Source organism: Enterobacter sp. 22466, from assembly GCF_052044775.1.
In the GTDB taxonomy this organism is placed as follows: domain Bacteria; phylum Pseudomonadota; class Gammaproteobacteria; order Enterobacterales; family Enterobacteriaceae; genus Enterobacter; species Enterobacter dissolvens.
The window spans coordinates 241,428-259,722 of the sequence record NZ_JBQENX010000003.1 but is presented as its reverse complement, the minus strand read 5'-3'; the positions used below and the strand labels follow the sequence as shown (position 1 = coordinate 259,722).

The window sequence follows — 18,295 nt, the reverse complement described above, 5'->3', positions numbered from 1 at the left end:
GTCATTGTTACCGATAACATTGATCCAGACGGTTTTTTGAGTCGTTTAATAAGTCAGCGTAATTATCACGTCGTCAATAAATTCCCCCGTACCGCTCAGAGGCTGGGCCGGGACTTCTCCATAAACGGTGAAGCTCTGGGTGCCGCCTGTGGGATGGGCGACGACCAGCGCATCCCCGCTGCGCCAATCGCCCCAGCGTTGCGTGGCCGCGGCATCCTGCCAGAGCCCATAGCGCAGGCACTGGCCTTCGTCGTTGCAAAGCTGCCGCTGATTGCCGCTGGCATGGTTGCCGTTGCCCATAGCAAGGGTAAACGCCGTGCCGGCCGGGCAGCGCGTGGTGAGTGTTGCCGTGGAACGCGTCGGGCGCAGCGTGGCGGTGCTGCTCAGCGTGCCGAAGTTAAGCGGGGTGACGCGTTCTATGTAGCACCCCTGGCTGATTTCGGCCTGCGCGTTGGTGCCGCCCTGCACCTGCTCGCCCTCCGCGGAACCGTCCGAGCAATTTTGCAGCGCATCCTGACGGGTGGCGCTGTGCCAGGCGATGCGCAGATTCATGTTGTAGTTGTAATAGTGGTACGCCGGCAGTTGGTTTTGTCCCGGCAGGAGGGTGGCGATAAGCGGAAAGCTACCGCTGATGCTGGTATTGCTTTGTGCAGTCAGGGTCTGCTGAATGAGATCCCCGCCGCTGGCGGGGCCCAGCTCCTGAGAACGCGCGACGCCGTTAAACAGGCGGAAGAGCAGGGAGTACTGTTTCCCCTCCTGGTCCCCGGTCGAGAGCATCTGAAAGGGCGGAGCATCCATGCTGCTCAGGCAGACGTTGATATATTCCAGCGTGCCGTTATTGTCGGCCTGACAGCTAAATTTCACCTCGGTGTTGGTCGAGGCGGCATTGCCCGCCACGACGCTGCCAAAGTTAATGGCGGCGGGTGAGGTTATCCAGCATGCTGCCGCCATCGCTTTCATGGACAGCACGAGCAGCAGCAATAACGGTGCTTTTAATGACACAGTTGTTCTCCAATATTCTGTATTGATGACGCGGCGCGCGGGGCCGGAAGTGTGACCCGACACTCCCTCTCGCCGGTTTTCACCACCAGTTCACCCGGCAGGGGCGGATCTTCAAGCCAGATGAAACCGTCACGTCCGACGATGGTCGCGCCGCGTGGCGTTGAAACGATGCTGCCCAGCGGGAGCGGCTTATGGCGGCTGTCGACCAGCCGGGCCTGAACCGTCACGGCGTGATGGACGTTAAAATCGACCTTTACCGCGCTGCCGTTGCCCGGTCTGGCATTTATGTCGGTGACGGGGGCCATCACATCGGCAGGGAGATCCAGCGGATTGATACTGACTTTGCTGCTGTGGTATTGCGGCAGGTCGGTCAGCAGCAGATAACCGTTTTCATCGGTTTCGCCTGCCGGGCGGTTTTCCAGCATGACCGGCACGTGTCCAACGCCGTGGGTGGAGACCAGCGCCAGGCTCTGTTGGCTGTAGCGCAGGGCATGAGGGCTGCCATCCAGCAGCGTCAGGCTGCCTTCGGCTGAGGCGTACTGGTTGCCCAGCTTCGCGCCTTGCTCCAGCCCGACATGCCACTCACCGGCATGACCCAGATAGCCCACGTCCGCATAGGTATCCCGGCGCTCACCAACGCTTTGTCCCAGCTGCCATGACCAGCCGCCGAGCCGATCGTCCGGCTGGTGGCGATAATCCATGCGCGACGTCTCGCGGCTGGTCTGAACGGAGAGGGTATCCGCACGGCCTAACGGGACCGAGAGCATAAGCTGAACGTTACTCGACGCATCCGTAAACGAACGGGTATAGCTCAGCGTGGTGGATAGGTGGGCAGGCAGCGAGACGGACCAGGAGGCGTTGAGGTAGCGCTGTTTGTTGCCCTGAATGTTTTGCTGTACCCAGCCTGCGCCTACGGTACCGAAATGGGGCACGGAGTGGCTTAGCCAGACGCTATCGCTGCGTCTGACCGGCAGGGCACCGATCGTGCGGGCGTTATCGGCAAAATCGGCATCAGTACGGACGGTGCTGGCAGATAAGCCCGTCCCGCTGCCGTTCCATTGCCAGCCAAGGCCCCACTGTTTTCCCAGACCGTAGGGGCTGTCGCTCAGGGCAACATGCTGGCTGACAATCCCTATGTCGGGTGAGATCAGCCAGTCGACGCCTGTCCCGACATTGCGCAGTTTGCTCTGCTGTTCGGTGTGCAGCGCCAGCGTCAGCTGGTTACTTACCCCATAGCGCCAGCCCGCGTCGAGCACAGGAGTGGGGGCATAGTCGTTGGAGCGCAGGGCGTAGTTCTGCCGCATCCAGCCGATATCCAGCGAGCCGCTGCTGAGCCCTTCCGCCAGCATCCCAGGCGCACCGTAGAGATCGAGCTGTACGGTGCGACGCTGACCGTTGATATCGGTAATGACCACCTGCGCCTGTCCGCTTCCGGTGAAGGAGGGCAGGGTATCCAGCAGAAAATCCCCCGGCGTCACGCGCTGGCTACTCTGCTTAAGCCCGTCGATGTAAAGATCGACCGTTGAAGGCAGGACGGCAGTGTCGCTGTAGCGGCTGCGCGGTTCGGTGTTGAGCTGCGGATCAAGCTCAAAATTCCGCGCCCAGTGCAGACCGCCAAAACGTACCTGCCGGCTCCAGCGGGTGCCCGTGGTGATGCTGTCACCCAGCGCCAGGCTGGTTAGCGAGTCTGCGTTGTCCCACTGCCAGCGGGTTTCAAGACGCGTGTGGCTGGGTCGGCCCGCGCTGTTTTCCTCCCCCGCATGGCTTGAAAAGCTGCTGCTGAAGGTGCCGGGAAGCGCCCCGGATGCGGTCAGCGAGGTCTGCGCGTTAAGCTGGCGGTTCCCCTGGGAATCGCTGGCATAAAGGGCATACCCGAGCGTAACCGCGCTGATGGGCTGCGCCTCGGGATAGCGATACTGCGCGGTCGGCCTCTCGATAGTCAGGCGCTGCTGGCCGTCGAGCGCCTTTGCGTCGGCGGTAAGGGAGACCTGCTGAGCATGTAAATCAAGACTGACCTTCAGGCCCGGCAGGGACGTCAGTTCAACCCACTCGCTGTGGTCATCCGGTGCGCGAAGCCCCAGCTTTTTGAGGTCGCCGCGGTCAATCCACAGCGCTTCACCCACTACCCGGCAGGCCCACAGCTCCCCTCGAGGAGCGTGATTCACCGTGATGGCCAGCCATTGTACGGTGTCGGCGGCGGGTTCAGCCTGGGCTGTCAACATGAGCGTTAGCCAAAGCAGGAGCGCGAGTAGCGAGCGGGCGCAGGGGGAGCTGGCTGGCATGGTGTTCATCATTGAGATAGGCGCGCAGTGCGCTGAGCGTGTGGTGTGAAGCCTGCTTAAGTGTCACAAGCGCGGTCTGTCCCGGCAGCACATAGCCCGCCAGCCCTTTCACCGATCCCACAACCTGCCCGCTGGCCGTCAGGGCCTGCAGGTGGCTCAGGCGAATATGGCTGTTTCCGGCGTTATAGCAGCGAATCGTTCCCGGGGACTCCGCCTGTTCGCAGCTCAGGGCATCGCGGCTGACGGGCATATTCTGGTTTCCGGCAATAAAGACGGGAATCGAGTAGCGCAGCAGAAAGTGCACCGCGTTGGGATTGGCCGCACGGGACGTTGCATCCGGCAGTTCATCAATGACCAGGCGGTAACTTTGCTCCTGTTCACGGATGCCGGGCTCCATAATGATGATGCGCACCAGCTGCTGCTGGCCCGGCGCCAGGGAGGTCATCGCGGGGCTGCTGACCACCTTGTCGGTGGCCGTTAACACATCTTTGCCGTTTTGCTGGGTCCATTCGTAAACCCGTATCTGAGCATGGATGGCCGCTTTGCCGCTGTTCGTGAGGTAGACCGCGGATGCTCTTTGACCGCTCTGGAGATCGAGCGTCACGGGGGCCACCTGAAGCGTGGCGGCCAGCGCGTAGCGCGACAGCAGCGTCAGCATCAGGAACCACAGAATGAAGCAGGGAAGACAGCGTCGCATGATCAATACACCAGATTTAAGGTGACATCGTCGCTGTAGGCGCCCGCTTGCGCGGTCGTCAGCGCCCCTGCGTCAATAACGCCATACAGCGTCTCTTCCTGCGCCATGCCGTTGCCGGTATCGGTCAGCCCATCGGTGCTGGTGATTTGCGTCTGTTTGCTCTCATCGGCAAAGAGTTTCCACGCTATCTTCTGTGCGCCCGTTTCACCGTTTTCCGGCTTCAGCCAGAAGGTGCCGTTTTCGCTGCTATCGTTGCTGGTGGCGGAGAGCGTGAACGGCGTACCGTTGGTACAGACAATATCGACCTGCGTTTTGGCCTGAATTTCGTTTGATTCATCCGACCCGTGGCGTGAAAAATTGAGGTCGTTGGCTTTGAGGGTGCAGGATTTTACTACCTCAAGTGAAACGTGCATCGTCGCGCTTGCGGTACTGTCTGCGGCGATCGCAGCGGCAGGAAGCAGGAGAGCGGAGCAACATACAGCAGTGGAGATAATTTTCATGATCTTATTTCCTGACGTGAATAACAGTGCAATTACAAAGAAGTGGCCAGAGCGTCCAGCAGGCAGAGTTTTCGATAGAATTCCGCCAGGTTCTGACAGCAAAATTTTTTCATCGCGTTACGCTTGTGGGTGTAGATCGTTTTCGGTGACTTATTAAGGATTTGTGCGATACGCACCGGGCTGAACCCTTTTTGAATCAACATGCAAACCCGCATTTCCTGGTACGTGAGCGTGGCGGTATTTTCTAAAGAGAAGGCCATGTCGCTAAAGCAGTGGCTTAGTTGGGCAAGGGACACATTTCCCGGGACCACTCTGATCCGCTCATTGCCTGGCAGGGTGTTAATGTCGTTGACCCTGGCCGTATCCGTAAATAACAGCCAGCTCTGCCCGACGTGCGTGCTGAACAGTTCCTGCAAACGCTGAAGCCCTTCTGGAGTAACGTTATTGATCCAGTACGCTTCAGGACGGGGGGACACGGCCGTCGATACTATCGAATGGAGGCCGAGCCACAAAAACGCGTTGCTGCTCAGAACGATGACCTGATAGCCGGCATTCGGGATGAAAGGCGTCATTTCATGCCCCACAGATAACCCTGGCCGTAGTCGGCCACGCTGGCGCGGGCCAGCGCGAAATCGCCCGCGGTTTCGATGCCTTCTATGAGTACCTTACTGGCGACACGCTTGTACTGGCGGGTGAGGTGCAGGAACTTAGTCTGCTCGGTACGTCCGCTCCAGAAGGTATGTTTGTCAATTTTGACGCCGCAGAAGCGGATCTGGCTGGCAAGCAGCTCGGGAAGAATGTCTTCGCAGACGTCGTCCGCCCACACTTCAACGCCCCACAGATGGAGCATTGCGATACCTGTTCGCAGGGAGCGGCTTTGCATATCGTCGAGTTGTACCATCGTATGGAGATCGGTAACTTCGATAGCCAGCCTCTCCGGGCAGGCGGTTTCTTCTTTCAGCCTGTCGAGGAAGTCCGGTTCCAGCAGTAAATCCGATGTCGCGTTGAGGTAATACTTGTCGCCTTCTTCGCAAGACATGATATGGCGAAGCTGCGCAAAGAAGTGTTCTTTACGCTGTGTAGAAGGCATTGAGCTAAAGTAGTCTTCAAGATTGACGTGGGGCTTTGCCGTGGACAGTACCTCCCAGGCAATCACATTTTCACTGCGCAGTGCCCGGATGGACTCGAACTTATAGCCGGTTAGCATGATAAAAGTGTATACCGCTCCGTAGTGATTTCAGGAGTGGTATATTTTATTAAAGGTGGTTTTTGCGGGATATTTATAAATAAAAATTGCCAATATAAAGCGTTTTTATCTAATCTATAAGCTTTATATAGGATTTTTTATTTACACAACCGCCCGGCAGGATGCCGGGCGGGGCATGCGTTAGCCTTGCTTGCTGACAATTTTAATTTCGACCATACCAATCCCGAGCTGGCGCGGGGAGTGGCCGAGAATATTCCCTTCATTAGTGGACTGCGGGTCTGGTGGCACAATCACTAAAGTATTGCTGCGCGATGGATTGGTGAAATGCAGCGTGTGAGTGCTTACGTCGTTACCAAGCGTCAGCGTCTGCTCCTCTCCGCCCACGCGCACCGGCACGGGCTTATTCGCGTTGGGTCCGTACGCTCTGGCTGTAATCACCAGGTCGAACTGCGCCGGCAGCGGATGGGCATACTCAATTTTTACCTCATTGCCCAGCTGTGCGTTGGACCAGCGACCCCAGGATTCCGGACGAGAGATACCGCTGAACTGTTTAACCTCTTCCGGCGCACCGGCAACGTTAAAGATAAAGCTGTCGGCTTTATAGCGAATATCGTTGTCGACGATTTTCAGCATGTCGACGTTGTGCTGATAGCGGGCGGTATCGATAACCGTATCCCTGAACGCGGTTTTTCCCTTCCACACCGCTTTGTCCACGTGCTGCACGGTTTGCTCCCCGCCAAGCTGCCCCTGAGAGACGCACCAGTCGGTAGACAGCGCCAGCGGCTGTGACCAGAGCTGGCCCATTTTGTAACAGGTGTCGACCCAGACAAAGTTATCGCGCGGGGCAAAATCAGCCAGCTGGAAGCGCAACGGTGCCGAGTATTCGCTTTCGGGCAGCGGCTCAACGCGGTTATCCGACACGCGCAGTAGCAACGGCAGGCGGAAGTTGCTGCCAGAGAAGGCGATCGTTTTTTTATCCTGATCGATGGTGAAGTCTTTCATCTCTTTCGGGAAATTCCACAGGCGGATGATATCCGGCTTCCAGGCGAGGATTTTTTCCTTCATGTTGAGGAACACTTCGGACAGCGATTGTCCTGACAGCGTGCTGCGGCCCAGGCCAATAAAATTGTCTCCGCCGAGGATATCCAGCACGGTGGCGCCGTTATCCATGGAGTTGCGTTTGGTGGCGATCACCTCCTGCTGCGGTTTGTCGCCGCGCAGAACGAAGAACAGATTGCTGCGATCCTGTTTGTTTAGCTGATCCCACGCGCTGTTTTTCATCGCCAGATGGTCAGAAGAGACGACGATCACCGTGTTTTTGAAATACGGCGAGGCTTTGATTTTGTGAACCAATGCGGCGATATGCTCCTGACTACAGGTGACGGCGCTGAAGGATTTATTGCTTTTGCCGTCAATGTCGTAACGTTTGCGCTTGCAGGTGCGTGAGACGAAACCGTCAGGATGGTGGGTATCCACCGTCAGGGCAAAGAGGGAGAAGCGTTTCCCGGCGCGGGAAAGTTCTTCGAATTTTTTCCAGGTCTCATCCAGCACGGTATCGTCGTAGAAGCCCCAGTCGTTGCGGTAGGTGGGGTCGGCGACCGTCTCTTTTAACTCTTCTGAACCGTACAGATGGTCAAAGCCGTGGGATTTGAGGAACACATCTTTTCCGGCAAAGCGCAGGTTGGCTCCCTGCACAAAATAGTTCTCATAACCGGAGTTTTTCAGGATGTCGCCCAGGCAGATATTTTGCGGGAAAAAGCTCGACATAGAGGCCGAGGCGTTGCCTTCAAAGGGGGCAAACAGAGGGATGCCGCACTGGGAGGCGACCATCCCGGCGATGGTGTAATCGGTGCCGGGGAGTTGCATGGTGTGGCTGAAGTCGAGACCTTCGTTTTTCAGGGCGCCCAGATCCGGCGTCAGGTTCGGGAAGGCATCGTTATCGAAATAGGTTCTCTCCAGGCTCTCGCCGTAGATATACACCAGATTAAGCTTCGGGTTAGCGATCGTTTTCGATGGCTCTTTATAGTACGCCACGAAATCCGGATCGCCGTCGCGCGACTGGGATTTCACCAGCTCGGTGATCTGGTGAAACGCCGGGCTGGCATCCACGGAGGCCAGCGCAAGGAAAAGCGCCAGCAGGCTGTAGCCATGGTGGTGCGGAAGATGACGGCGGCGGCGCAGGACCCAGGCGAGCGTACCAAAAATCACCACCAAAGCCATCACCAGCCCCAGACCGGGGAGAATGTATTTACCCACGCCCGCGCCCGTCAGGCTATTGGTCAGCGTGTAGAGCACTGCATCGTTGATACCGTCGCCGGTAAAGTAGTCGCTGGCGTAGAGCGTAATGTTTAAAACAATAAAAATGCCGAGCACCACCAGCGTGGCGACAAACCACCACGTGTTACGGCCTGCTTTCCAGGCGTAAACGCCGATGGAGGCAAGAAAAAGGGCAAGGGACATTAACTCTGACAACAGCATATCCTCATGACGCCAGGTGCTTCGCTGGCTAATTGATTATTTTTTGGGTAATACAATGTAATGGCGATGTCGCTAAGCTGCAATTTTAGTGTCACGAAAGTGTGCCGTTGTTAGGAATTGGTTTAGAAAATCGTTTTTTTGAAGGCGGTCGCATCCTGTTGTACGGATGCTGAGACGAGGGCAGAAGGGGAAAATGCCGGTTTCACGCCGCGTTGCAAGACTAACGTATTAAACGCGGCGTGTTGTGGCAGGAAATGGGGCCGATCAGGAGATGAAATTAACGCCTTGTTTCAGCACCAGATCGCAGGCTTTGGTTTTCACCTGTTTCGCCAGAGATGAGTTGCCCAGGGTGCTCAGATTCAGCTGCTGGCCATTTTGCGCGTTCAGCAGACCCTGAATGCCGTCCATGTAGTTGGTGTCGGCTTTCTGCTCCTGGGTATCCAGACCCAGCTTACCCAGCACCTGGTTTTTCACATTTTGCGCATCGGTGACGGACGCCAGCTTTTGCTTCGCACAGTATTCCAGAATACCCGCCGCGTTGTTCATGGTGCCCGCGCTCAGGCTCTGGGAGCTGTTGCCCAGCAGGCTGGTGAGGGAAGAGGCTGACAGCCCGCCCTGCGTGCTGCCGCTCTCTTTGGTGAGTTCGCTGGCGGCGCTGGAGAGGGACTCCTGCCAGGATGCGGCGTGCGCCATGCCGGTGACCAGCAGGGCGCCTAAAAGTGTGCTGAAAAGAATCTGTTTTTTCATAATGGCTTTCTCAAAAAAGGTCCGTTTGGGCCGAAAGTGGCTCCAGTATATACCTCCGGGCCACCGGCAATTCCTGGAACTGTCTTAATACTCTTTACCGGTGACGCGGCTGCGGTAACTGTCCCAGTCAAAGATGACGTACAAGCTGTTGCCCAGCTTCATGCGATCCATCACGCGTTCGCCCAGTAAGCGGGTCATCTCGTCGATATTGTGGTTGGTTAGCATGCCGGTGGGACGTTTGGAAGAAGAGCGGCGATCGACAATCTGATTAATGATCACTTTTTCGTAGCGGGATTCGGTCTGAACGCCAATTTCATCGATAACCAGCAAGTCAACGTTGCTCAGATCGTTAAGCAGCTGCTCTTCGCTGGTTTCGCGGTTGCTGAAGGTGTCTTTCATGGCAGACATGATATCGGCCACGGTAATAATTAATACCGATTTCCCGCGCAGAAGCAGTTCGTTACAGATGGCGGCGGCCAGGTGATTTTTGCCGGTGCCGGGCTTACCGCTGAAGATAAAGCTGGCGATGTTGCCGTCGAATTCATCCACATACTGACGCGCGGCGGCAAGGGCGTTCATCTGCCCGTTGGTCTCAATTTTATAGTTATCGAACGAGCAGTTCTGATGCAGGGGACGAATACCGGAGCGGTTAAAGGTACGCTGCATTTTCATCGCCCGGTTTTCGCGGGCGAGGGCGGCGGCGCGGATCTCACCCTGTTCTTTTTGCCACGCCAGAAGTTCTTCACCCGTAGTGAACGCGGGCTTCACATTGGCTGGCATCATCTTTTGCAGTCGTTTCATCAGGTCGCCGACGTTTTTCATTTCGCACCTCGGAATCCATTAGGGATCTGTTTATCCGGTTCTGAAAAAGCGTTGATATCGCGTTTGGGCTGGCCGTTATTGCTGGCGCGGTTAATCTGCAGATGGCGGGCAAGCTTTTGCTGCCACTGAATGTGGGTAAAGACTTTGCCTTCTGCCTGCCACCAGGCAATAAAGGCGGCAAGCTCTTCAGGGGTTGCCGGTTGCGTCAGCGCAATGCCCCACAGCGCCGCCTGCCGCTGGAAATCCACATCCGGGTGCCAGCCCGCGTACAGGGCAAATTTTCCCATCGGAACCGTCACGGGGGCGTTACCTGGATCTTCAAAGAACTGGTTATCCAGTGTGACATCGCTCGCCGGGCGCGACAACCGCGCTTCAATCTCCAGAAGCTGTGCCAGACGCTCTGGTGTGAGGGCGTAAAACGCCGGGGCGTTGTCGGCCAACACCGCAAGCGTGCCGCCTTCGGCGTGCGTCAACACACCACGGGGATCGCGCATAAAGGCATCAATACCAGCAATGCTGGTGGTCAGAATTCTGGAGGACATAACGCTTTCTCAACTGATTACTACGGGCGTGATATGGGCTTATGGTAGCACAGAGAGGATGAGGGGATGGAGGGGATTTCCCCGGTGGCGCTGCGCTTACCGGGGCTACAGTCGTAGGCCAGATAAGCGCAGCGCCATCAGGCATTTATCACGCGATGATATTCAGGGTCACGTCGATGTTACCGCGGGTCGCGTTAGAGTACGGACAAACAATGTGCGCCGCATCGACCAGTTTTTTGGCTTCTGCAGGATCCATACCTTCAACGTGGATGTTCAGTTTAGCTTCGATACCAAAACCGGTTGGCAGTGGGCCAATGCCGACTTCACCTTCGATATAGGCCTCTTTTGGCAGCGTAAATTTGTCGCGCGCAGCCACAAACTTCATTGCGCCCAGGAAGCAGGCGGAGTAGCCGGCAGCAAACAGCTGTTCAGGGTTGGTCACTTCCCCCCCCATGCCGCCCATCTCTTTTGGCACACCCAGTTTGACGTCCAGGACGCCATCGGAAGAGGTTGCACGGCCGTCACGGCCCCCGGTTGCTTTTGCTTTGGCAGTGTAGACAACTTTTTCTAAAGACATGGCAGGTTCCTCATCTTACGTTTATGTGTGCTATTAAATAGCGTACGATATATGTGGGTAAATAAATACGCGTAAAGTATAGCCTTACGCGTGATGTAACTGATGTCGCAAAAGTTCAAGCTGCTGCTTAAGTGCCAGCATCGTGTCAGTATCACATTGTGCTGCGCATCCCACCGCGTGGGGGATCCCGGATGCCTGCTGCTGCAGCTCACGCCCTGCGTCGCTCAGCGTAACGGCGACCTGACGTTCATCTTTACGCGAACGCTGACGGTTGATCAGCCCGGCGCTTTCCAGACGCTTCAGCAGCGGCGTCAGGGTGGCAGAGTCAAGGAACAGCCGCTCGCCAATGTCCGACACCGTAATGTCATCCTGCTCCCACAGTACCAGCATTACCAGGTATTGCGGGTAGGTCAGGTTCAGCGGTGCCAGCAGTTGCCGGTACAGCTTGTTAAGCGCCAGGTTTGCCGAATAGAGGGCAAAACAGAGCTGGTTATCCAGCAGAAGCGCGTTGGTGGTGTCGTTCGTTTTTGCGTTCATGGAATGAATATAGATAGTGCGCGATATAATTGCAAGCAATTTTATGGGCACGTATAACGAAGTGCCACCTGAACGGCCATTTTACGGTAGTGCTGGCGCTGAGCCATTTCGTCCGCCCCCTCTTCAAACAGCAACGTAAAGGTGTAGCTGTTGGCGACGTAGTGGAAGCTGAAGCTGCTGATCAGGCGGTGGAGATCGCGGGCTTCAACCGTCTGGTTGAACAGCTGCTTTTCCTTTCCACGATGCAGGATATCTTCGATCAGGTCGAGCGCGCTGCGGTTGACCTGGCGCAGGTAGCTGGATTGCTGCATGAAGCGACCACGCTGCATGTTTTCCATGCAGATAATACGAATGTAATCCGGATGGTCTGCGTGGTAGTCAAAGGTGGCTTCAACCAGATGAACCAGCGCTTCTACCGGCGGCATGGCGGCCAGGCTGAGCGCTTTTTCACTGTTTCGTATCTGGGTGTAAACATACTCCAGTACGAGAAGATAAAGATTTTCTTTGTTCTTAAAGTGGTAAACCACCATCCGTTTAGTGGTGCCTGCTTTCTCTGCGATTTGCTCCATGCGGGCACCGTTCAACCCATATTCGGCAAAAAGCGCGATAGCGCTCTGGAAAATTTTCTCCTTCAGGCTGGATTCTTCATGCTGCTCCGGGAGTTCGCTGCCAGGGTTTGCCACATCCTTTCCTTATCGTCACTAAACGGAATAGAGAGATTATCCCCATGGCAGCGAAATAACACAAACATCAAACGCGCGGGCGTTTGCGGTAAAGCCACAGTCCTGGGATCGACAACCCAATCGAGAGCGCGCCAACGATAGAAGAGGCCTTAAGAAAGTTGCTCAGGAGCAGGATCATTTGTGGCTCGGTATAGCCAAAGTGGCTGATTTTTACCGCTGAGATCATGGCCGTGTAAGCGGAAATGCCCGGGAACATTGGGATAACGGCCGCGACGGTAAACACCTTGGGATGGGCCAGATACCAGCGCGACCACTGAATACCAATGCTGCCGACCAGCATGGAGGCCATAAAGGTCGACCACTCGATATTAAAACCGGCGGTCATCATGATCATTCGCGAGCCATGGCCGATTGCGCCCAGGAGCGCGCACCACGGCAGGGCGCGCTGCGGGACGTTGAACACCATTGCAAAGCCCACGGCCGGAATGGCGGCCAGAAACATGTCCTGCGCCAGTGCCAGCAGAAACGTTATCACGCCCATCCGCGTAACCCCCACAGTGTCATCGCCATTACCACGCCGATGCAGGTCGCCAGCGTGAGCAGGCTGGCAATCGCCCAGCGTGCCAGGCCGGTATTGATATGCCCTTTAAACATGTCGGCAACAGCGTTAATTAACGGGAAGCCCGGCACCAGAAGGAGCACGCTGGCGGCCATGGCGATGGTGGGCGTGTTGGCAAACTGCGGCAGGCGCAGCAGCAACCCGGAAACCGTCGTGGCGACAAAAGCGGTGATGCAGAAGTTAATTTGTGGGTGCAGTTGCCGGTGCGTCAGCACCTGGCGAACATACATGGCAATGCTGCTGGCGCAAAAGGTCACGAAAGCGCCGTCCCAGCCCCCTTTATTGAGCTTACAAAAACAGGCGCACGACAGTCCCACCATTAACACCACCAACCAGCGCGGATAACGTAATGGCTTGATTTGCTTAAATCGTTTTTCTATCTCTTTGAGGTCGAGAAGCTTATGTTCAGCCAGAATGACGATATGCTGTACTTCGGTCACAACGTGCATGTTAATGCCGCGGTCGTGGTTTTTACGGGTAGAGGTGAGGCACTGACCGTCTTTGATGGTGGTCAGCACGATGGCGTTTGACGAAATCGCGCTTTCGACGCTATCCATCCCCAATGCCAGCCCCAGACGCGTCGAAAGCTCCTCGACCAGGGCACTCTCTGCCCCGTGCTGGAGCAGGAAAAGCCCGCACTGAATACATAGCCGCGTGATGGCACGCTGCATTGATATTTCTGCCTGCATGTAGTGTCCCGAAGAGTTGATGAATCGCTTGCCTGATGGCCCTCAATGCTTACTTTTAGCACAAAGTGCGGTATCCCTTGCTCTGGGTCAGATCAAGATTCTTGCAAACAGTTCACGTCCGGTTCGCGAAAGCGGAGGCGATAATATATAAATGCGATGAATTTAAATATTCTAAAATATAAAGTATTTATATTAAGTTATTCTTATTTTATATTTTCGTTCTTTTAATGTCTTTGCAATTAAATTTAATTGTGCTTTGTGAGATATTACCGCTGTTTTAGGCATTTCTTAACCTAAGAACATATCTCATCTTCTGCTTGTATTAATCAGTCTTACACTCAGGGACGAAAATACGTAAATCTTGATGCGTTTAAACGTTACTCATCAAATGAAAAATGGACACGGAGGGTCTATGTTGTCATTGAATGGTAAGCATGGCGTAGTAATTAGCAGGGTACCCGTGATGCAAAGCGGGCTAGGCAGCGTTATGTCAAACCATTTCCCTGAATTTGAATTGACATATTGCCGCTCGTTGCAGGAGTTAACGCTGCTCCAGCTTCGCCGGGCCGACGTCATTATTGCCGATATTTCAGGCGAATACAGGAAACCCCGGGGGACGCTTGAAGGGTATTACAGCTTACTGAATCAATATCGGGATATTCACTGGATTTTTCTGGTCTCTCGTCCCCTTTATCCCGTCGCAGTGGAACTGCTTATGCGGCCGGAAAGTACGCTGCTTTCTGAAATGGAACCGATTGAAGGCGTGATTAATGCTATTCGTGCAGGGAGCGAGCGGGCGGAGCGGATAAGCCAGACGTTATTGTCTCCTGAAGTGGTTGCTGCTGAAGACGACGAGCCATTTGTGGCGCTCACCCACTCCGAACGCAAAGTGCTGCGTCTGTTAGGCAAGGGCTGGGGCATTAATCAGATTGCGACTTTGCTTAAGAAGAGCAACAAAACGATCAGCGCGCAGAAAAACAGCGCGATGCGACGATTGTCGCTGCGTAGCAATGCCGATATGTACGCCTGGATTAACAGTGCACAGGGAATGAGAGAGCTGAGTTTACTATCAGCCTATGGAGAGTATGAGGAATGGAAAAAACCGACACCACACGACATATCGCTGTCATCGAAAATTGCACAATGAGTGCCGTTGGGCTGCAGCATCTTTTTGCTATGCCCATGCTCAGCCAGTATCAACTGCACCTCTTCAGCCAATTCGAAAGCTTTAAACAGGCGCTTCCCGGCGTCTCTTTTTTCTCGGTGATCTATTCACTCTCTGACGCGCGTGAGGAGCGTCGTAACTGTCTGGCATCCCTGCGTGATCTCGCGTTCACGCACGGTAATATCCAGCGCATTGTGCTGGCATCTGATGATGTGGAAGCGCGGTTGATCAGCCATTTGTCGCCTTCTCGTCTGCACGGCATTATTAGTAAATCGGTACCGCTTAGCCACCTGCAGGAGGAGCTGGTGGTGTTATTGAGTGAAACGCATCATATCAATGACAATATGTTGAACCACTGGTATGTGAATCAAAACAGAATGTTAAGCCCAACAGAGCGAGCAATATTACGTTATATGTCTTTCGGATTTTCCATCCCTGAAATTGCGGCACAACTGGAACGCAATATTAAGACTATCCGGGCACATAAGTTTAATGCGATGGTTAAATTGGGAGTGAATTCTGACGTAGGGCTACTGGATGCGGCGGATATTCTTACTCACCTTCCGGCAAGAGACATGCGTTATGCGGTGTCAGGCTCGCCGGCATTTTTATAATCAGGAATTGAATGATGCGCCAGATAGACACTGGCACATCAATCAAATGCACACATCGACCCACTTTGCGGATGTCAGCTCTGCCATCCGGTCTGGTGAAATACGTACGGCACTGTGAATTGCGCCCGCAGCGGGTAGTACTTCAGCGTACTGTTTTAATGAAACATCGCAGTACACAGAGAGTGGGTTTTCCAGCCCGAACGGGCATACTCCTCCAACGGGATGACCCGTGATGGTTACCACTTCATCACTACTGAGCATGCGCGCTTTCGCACCAAAGGTATCTTTCAGTTTTTTGTTATCCAGACGCGCATCGCCTTTAGCCACCACCAGGATCACTTCATTTTTAACTTTCAGCGATAGCGTCTTGGCGATTTGTCCCGGCTCAACGCGATGAGCGGCAGCAGCCAGCGCAACGGTCGCGGTACTCTCACCCAGTTCTATGACTTCTATATCCGGAGCGTTGTCGGCAAAAAACTGCTGTACAGACTGCAAACTCATTGTTTCCTCCTGACTAATATCCTGCGTAATCTGTCACAAGAATTTATAGGCTGTAAATATCCCTTAAGTAACAAATATCCCACATGGCCGATTTCTGGATCGCCTTCACATTCACAGAAACCGGTTACAGTAACCGGTTGCAGAGCGTCATTGAGAGATTAATACTGAAGGCGTAACGTCCCCTGTATCCAATAATAAGAGCACATTATGAAACCATTCCGTCTGAGCAGTACCGCTGGTACACGAGCCAGCAAGGTTGTGAAGCTGATTTATGGAACAACGTGTGGTGTGAAAGCGCCCGTACCGAACGTCTGACAGGAGATCTGCTATGTCTGCCAACCATGCTGCGTTTAATCTGATATTTCGTTTCGTTGAAAATTACGTTAGTCCGATTGCCGGGCGGATCTCTTCCCAGCGTCATGTTATGGCTATCCGTGACGGGTTTATCTCCGCAATGCCATTCATGATTGTCGGTTCATTTTTGTTGGTCTTCGCTTACCCACCGTTTTCGCCAGACACTACCTGGGGCTTCGCGCGGGCCTGGCTGGATATGGCAAAGCAATTTGAAGGCCAAATCCTGACCCCGTTCGATATGACGATGGGCATTATGTCCATTTATATTTGTGCGGCTATTGCCTATAACCTTGGCAAACACTATGTGAAATCACATCAGTTAGACCCGTTCATGTGCGCCATGCTGTCGCTGATGGCGTTTCTGCTGGTGGCTGCGCCGAAAACCAAAGGCGCGCTGCCCGTAGACAGTCTGGGCGGTACGGGGATCTTCACCGCGATTCTGGTGGCAATCTATTGCGTCGAGATGATGCGTTTCCTGAAAGCACACAATATTGGTATCCGTCTGCCCGACCAGGTACCACCGATGATCAAAAACTCCTTTGACCTGCTGATCCCGGTGCTGGTGGTCGTGCTGACGCTTTATCCGCTGAGTTTGTTGATTCAGTCTCAGTTTGGCATGCTGATCCCCCAGGCCATTATGTCTCTCTTCAAACCGCTGGTTTCTGCCGCAGACTCTCTGCCTGCGATCCTGCTGGCGGTGTTGATCGGCCATTTGCTGTGGTTTGCGGGGATCCACGGAGCGGCAATTGTTTCCGGAATGCTGCAGATGTTCTGGCTGACCAATCTCGGGGCTAACCAGACTGCGCTGGCGGCAAGCCAGCCTCTGCCACATATCTTTATGGAGGCGTTCTGGACGTTCTTTATCGTGATTGGGGGATCGGGCGCGACAATGGGACTGGTGTTCTGCTACCTGCGCAGTCGTTCAGCGCATCTGCGCTCAATCGGGCGTCTGAGCGTGGTGCCAAGCATCTTTAACATTAACGAACCTGTCATTTTTGGTACGCCGATTGTTATGAACCCGGTGTTCTTTATTCCGTTCCTGCTGGCGCCAATGGTTAACGCTGTGCTGGCCTGGGCGGCAATGAAGTTTGATCTGATTAGTCGCGTGATCTCTGTTGTGCCGTGGACGGCACCGGCGCCTGTGGGCGCAGCATGGGCCCTGGGCTGGGATTTCCGCGCGGCCATTCTGGTGGTGGTACTTGCGTGTGTCTCCGCCATCATCTACTTCCCGTTCTTCAAAGTGTACGAGAAGCAGCTGCTGGAGCAGGAAGCGGAAGAAGCGCAGCGTAATGCGGAAGCGGAAAATCAGCAGATGGCCTAGGTAAAAGCAAAACGGCAACATGAGTTGCCGTTTTTAGTGTTTGAGAGGGGCAGGGTGAGGGCATCAGGCCGGTCCTGACTACTTCAGCGTACAATCCCCGCACTGCTGAACGTCCGGCAGGCGATAGCGCTGGCAGCAGGTGCGACGCACCAGAAGGCCGTCACGAGGTACCACGGTACGGAATAACGGGTTATCGCGGCCATCCGCAAGCTGTTTCGTAAAGAATAAGGACTGACGCAGGGCATCCACCTTCTCATCACCGAGCAGAGGCTTCATTTCCGTCAAATACCAGTGGATTAAATAGCCGGTATTACTCCAGATAAGCTTCCCGTTGATCTCTCCCGTCTCTTCCAGAGCATTAACCACCGGCATCAGGGCGCGGGTCACGAGTTGCTCCATCCGCTGCGCGGCAGAGAGATGCATTGCCGTTGGATCTTCGTGAAGATCGATCCAGAAACAGGCCGCACGTCCTGTCTCGTGGAACTCAACGTGAAAATAGTCCGGGGAGAGATCCAGCATGGTCTCCTGGGTGAGCAACGCCAGCATCAGCGGAGGTGCCATCAGGCCGATATACCATTGTGCCCAGAGGGAGAGCAGGGGCTTATTTTCCCGCGTAAGGGTGGGTTGATTGCGATAGATATGATCGGAATAGGTCGCCAGCAGTGACTGGCGTTTTGCCGGCTGACGCCACTGTGCCAGGGTCATGGCGTGGTGCGGATGCGGCTCATCCAGTTTGATAAAGTCCAGCAGATGGGCGCGGGTTTCCGTTATCTTTTCGCGTATGGCTTCCGCAAGCGAAGAATTCCCCGAGGTGAGACGGGCTCGCCAGATGAGTGGTTCAACAGTATGTACGGTATGCGTGGCCATATTATAGATAGAAATCTAAATGATAATGATTGCCAATCCTAACTATTGCTCATACCGATGGCAAGACTTTTGTCTTGAACAGAGAACGTTG

Annotated in this window: 20 protein-coding genes; 3 read left to right on the top strand and 17 right to left on the bottom strand. The window is 54.7% G+C overall.

Features of this window, described 5'->3' with window-relative positions; all coding sequences use genetic code 11:
- Positions 1–45: 45 nt before the first annotated feature.
- From ACTJJI_RS11025 to ACTJJI_RS10955, 15 genes are all read right to left on the bottom strand, one after another.
- Positions 46–1,002, bottom strand: coding sequence for a Csu type fimbrial protein (locus ACTJJI_RS11025; protein WP_046889379.1), 957 nt, complete (start codon positions 1,000–1,002; stop codon positions 46–48).
- Positions 993–3,224 carry a fimbria/pilus outer membrane usher protein gene (locus tag ACTJJI_RS11020; RefSeq protein WP_440654026.1) on the bottom strand — a complete coding sequence of 744 codons (2,232 nt, stop codon included), beginning with the start codon at positions 3,222–3,224 and terminating at the stop codon, positions 993–995. Before ACTJJI_RS11020 ends, ACTJJI_RS11025 begins: the two co-directional genes overlap by 10 nt.
- Entirely contained in the window at positions 3,205–3,981 is a 777-nt protein-coding gene (locus ACTJJI_RS11015; RefSeq protein ID WP_440654024.1) for a fimbrial biogenesis chaperone, read from the bottom strand. Before ACTJJI_RS11015 ends, ACTJJI_RS11020 begins: the two co-directional genes overlap by 20 nt.
- Before the next feature lie 2 nt (positions 3,982–3,983).
- A complete protein-coding gene (locus ACTJJI_RS11010) occupies positions 3,984–4,481 on the bottom strand; it encodes a Csu type fimbrial protein (protein WP_014830549.1) in 498 nt (165 codons plus the stop codon).
- Between the two features lie 32 nt (positions 4,482–4,513).
- Positions 4,514–5,053 carry a helix-turn-helix transcriptional regulator gene (locus ACTJJI_RS11005; RefSeq protein WP_014830550.1) on the bottom strand — a complete coding sequence of 180 codons (540 nt, stop codon included), beginning with the start codon at positions 5,051–5,053 and terminating at the stop codon, positions 4,514–4,516.
- Positions 5,050–5,688: an EAL domain-containing protein gene (locus ACTJJI_RS11000; RefSeq protein WP_248042445.1), complete on the bottom strand. Its 639-nt coding sequence runs from the start codon at positions 5,686–5,688 to the stop codon at positions 5,050–5,052. The genes ACTJJI_RS11005 and ACTJJI_RS11000 overlap by 4 nt, the downstream gene beginning before the upstream one ends.
- Positions 5,689–5,868: 180 nt before the next feature.
- A complete protein-coding gene (gene opgB, locus ACTJJI_RS10995) occupies positions 5,869–8,160 on the bottom strand; it encodes a phosphatidylglycerol--membrane-oligosaccharide glycerophosphotransferase (protein ID WP_440654021.1) in 2,292 nt (763 codons plus the stop codon).
- Positions 8,161–8,430: 270 nt separating this feature from the next.
- Positions 8,431–8,913, bottom strand: coding sequence for a DUF2501 domain-containing protein (locus ACTJJI_RS10990; RefSeq protein WP_013095460.1), 483 nt, complete (start codon positions 8,911–8,913; stop codon positions 8,431–8,433).
- A gap of 84 nt (positions 8,914–8,997) precedes the next feature.
- On the bottom strand, positions 8,998–9,735 hold the full coding sequence (gene dnaC, locus ACTJJI_RS10985; protein WP_014830553.1) for a DNA replication protein DnaC: 738 nt from the start codon (positions 9,733–9,735) through the stop codon (positions 8,998–9,000).
- Positions 9,732–10,277, bottom strand: a complete 546-nt coding sequence (gene dnaT, locus ACTJJI_RS10980) for a primosomal protein DnaT (protein WP_046889374.1) — start codon at positions 10,275–10,277, stop codon at positions 9,732–9,734. The genes dnaC and dnaT overlap by 4 nt, the downstream gene beginning before the upstream one ends.
- A 148-nt stretch (positions 10,278–10,425) precedes the next feature.
- Entirely contained in the window at positions 10,426–10,854 is a 429-nt protein-coding gene (locus ACTJJI_RS10975) for an organic hydroperoxide resistance protein (RefSeq protein WP_014830555.1), read from the bottom strand.
- 84 nt (positions 10,855–10,938) lie between these two features.
- Positions 10,939–11,391, bottom strand: coding sequence for a MarR family winged helix-turn-helix transcriptional regulator (locus ACTJJI_RS10970; RefSeq protein WP_013095464.1), 453 nt, complete (start codon positions 11,389–11,391; stop codon positions 10,939–10,941).
- Between the two features lie 41 nt (positions 11,392–11,432).
- Entirely contained in the window at positions 11,433–12,074 is a 642-nt protein-coding gene (locus ACTJJI_RS10965; protein WP_014830557.1) for a TetR family transcriptional regulator, read from the bottom strand.
- 67 nt (positions 12,075–12,141) lie between these two features.
- The gene (locus ACTJJI_RS10960) at positions 12,142–12,615 is read right to left on the bottom strand and encodes a threonine/serine exporter (RefSeq protein ID WP_014830558.1); all 474 of its coding nucleotides are present in this window, start codon (positions 12,613–12,615) and stop codon (positions 12,142–12,144) included.
- Entirely contained in the window at positions 12,606–13,382 is a 777-nt protein-coding gene (locus ACTJJI_RS10955) for a threonine/serine ThrE exporter family protein (protein WP_063412192.1), read from the bottom strand. Before ACTJJI_RS10955 ends, ACTJJI_RS10960 begins: the two co-directional genes overlap by 10 nt.
- Positions 13,383–13,794: 412 nt before the next feature.
- Here ACTJJI_RS10955 and ACTJJI_RS10950 point away from each other — a divergent pair, with 412 nt between their 5' ends.
- Both ACTJJI_RS10950 and bglJ read left to right on the top strand, forming a co-directional pair.
- Positions 13,795–14,529 carry a helix-turn-helix transcriptional regulator gene (locus tag ACTJJI_RS10950; protein WP_063412193.1) on the top strand — a complete coding sequence of 245 codons (735 nt, stop codon included), beginning with the start codon at positions 13,795–13,797 and terminating at the stop codon, positions 14,527–14,529.
- On the top strand, positions 14,526–15,161 hold the full coding sequence (gene bglJ, locus ACTJJI_RS10945) for a DNA-binding transcriptional activator BglJ (RefSeq protein ID WP_014830561.1): 636 nt from the start codon (positions 14,526–14,528) through the stop codon (positions 15,159–15,161). Before ACTJJI_RS10950 ends, bglJ begins: the two co-directional genes overlap by 4 nt.
- 42 nt (positions 15,162–15,203) lie before the next feature.
- Here bglJ and ACTJJI_RS10940 read toward each other — a convergent pair whose 3' ends face one another.
- The gene (locus ACTJJI_RS10940; protein WP_014830562.1) at positions 15,204–15,662 is read right to left on the bottom strand and encodes a YbaK/EbsC family protein; all 459 of its coding nucleotides are present in this window, start codon (positions 15,660–15,662) and stop codon (positions 15,204–15,206) included.
- A 328-nt stretch (positions 15,663–15,990) separates the two neighbouring features.
- Here ACTJJI_RS10940 and ACTJJI_RS10935 point away from each other — a divergent pair, with 328 nt between their 5' ends.
- Entirely contained in the window at positions 15,991–17,337 is a 1,347-nt protein-coding gene (locus tag ACTJJI_RS10935) for a PTS cellobiose transporter subunit IIC (protein ID WP_014830563.1), read from the top strand.
- A gap of 78 nt (positions 17,338–17,415) precedes the next feature.
- On the opposite strand, the gene fhuF is transcribed toward ACTJJI_RS10935, so the two are convergent.
- Positions 17,416–18,204 (bottom strand): siderophore-iron reductase FhuF, encoded by a 789-nt coding sequence (fhuF, locus tag ACTJJI_RS10930; protein ID WP_083021548.1) that lies wholly within the window; start codon positions 18,202–18,204, stop codon positions 17,416–17,418.
- Between the last annotated feature and the right edge of the window lie 91 nt (positions 18,205–18,295).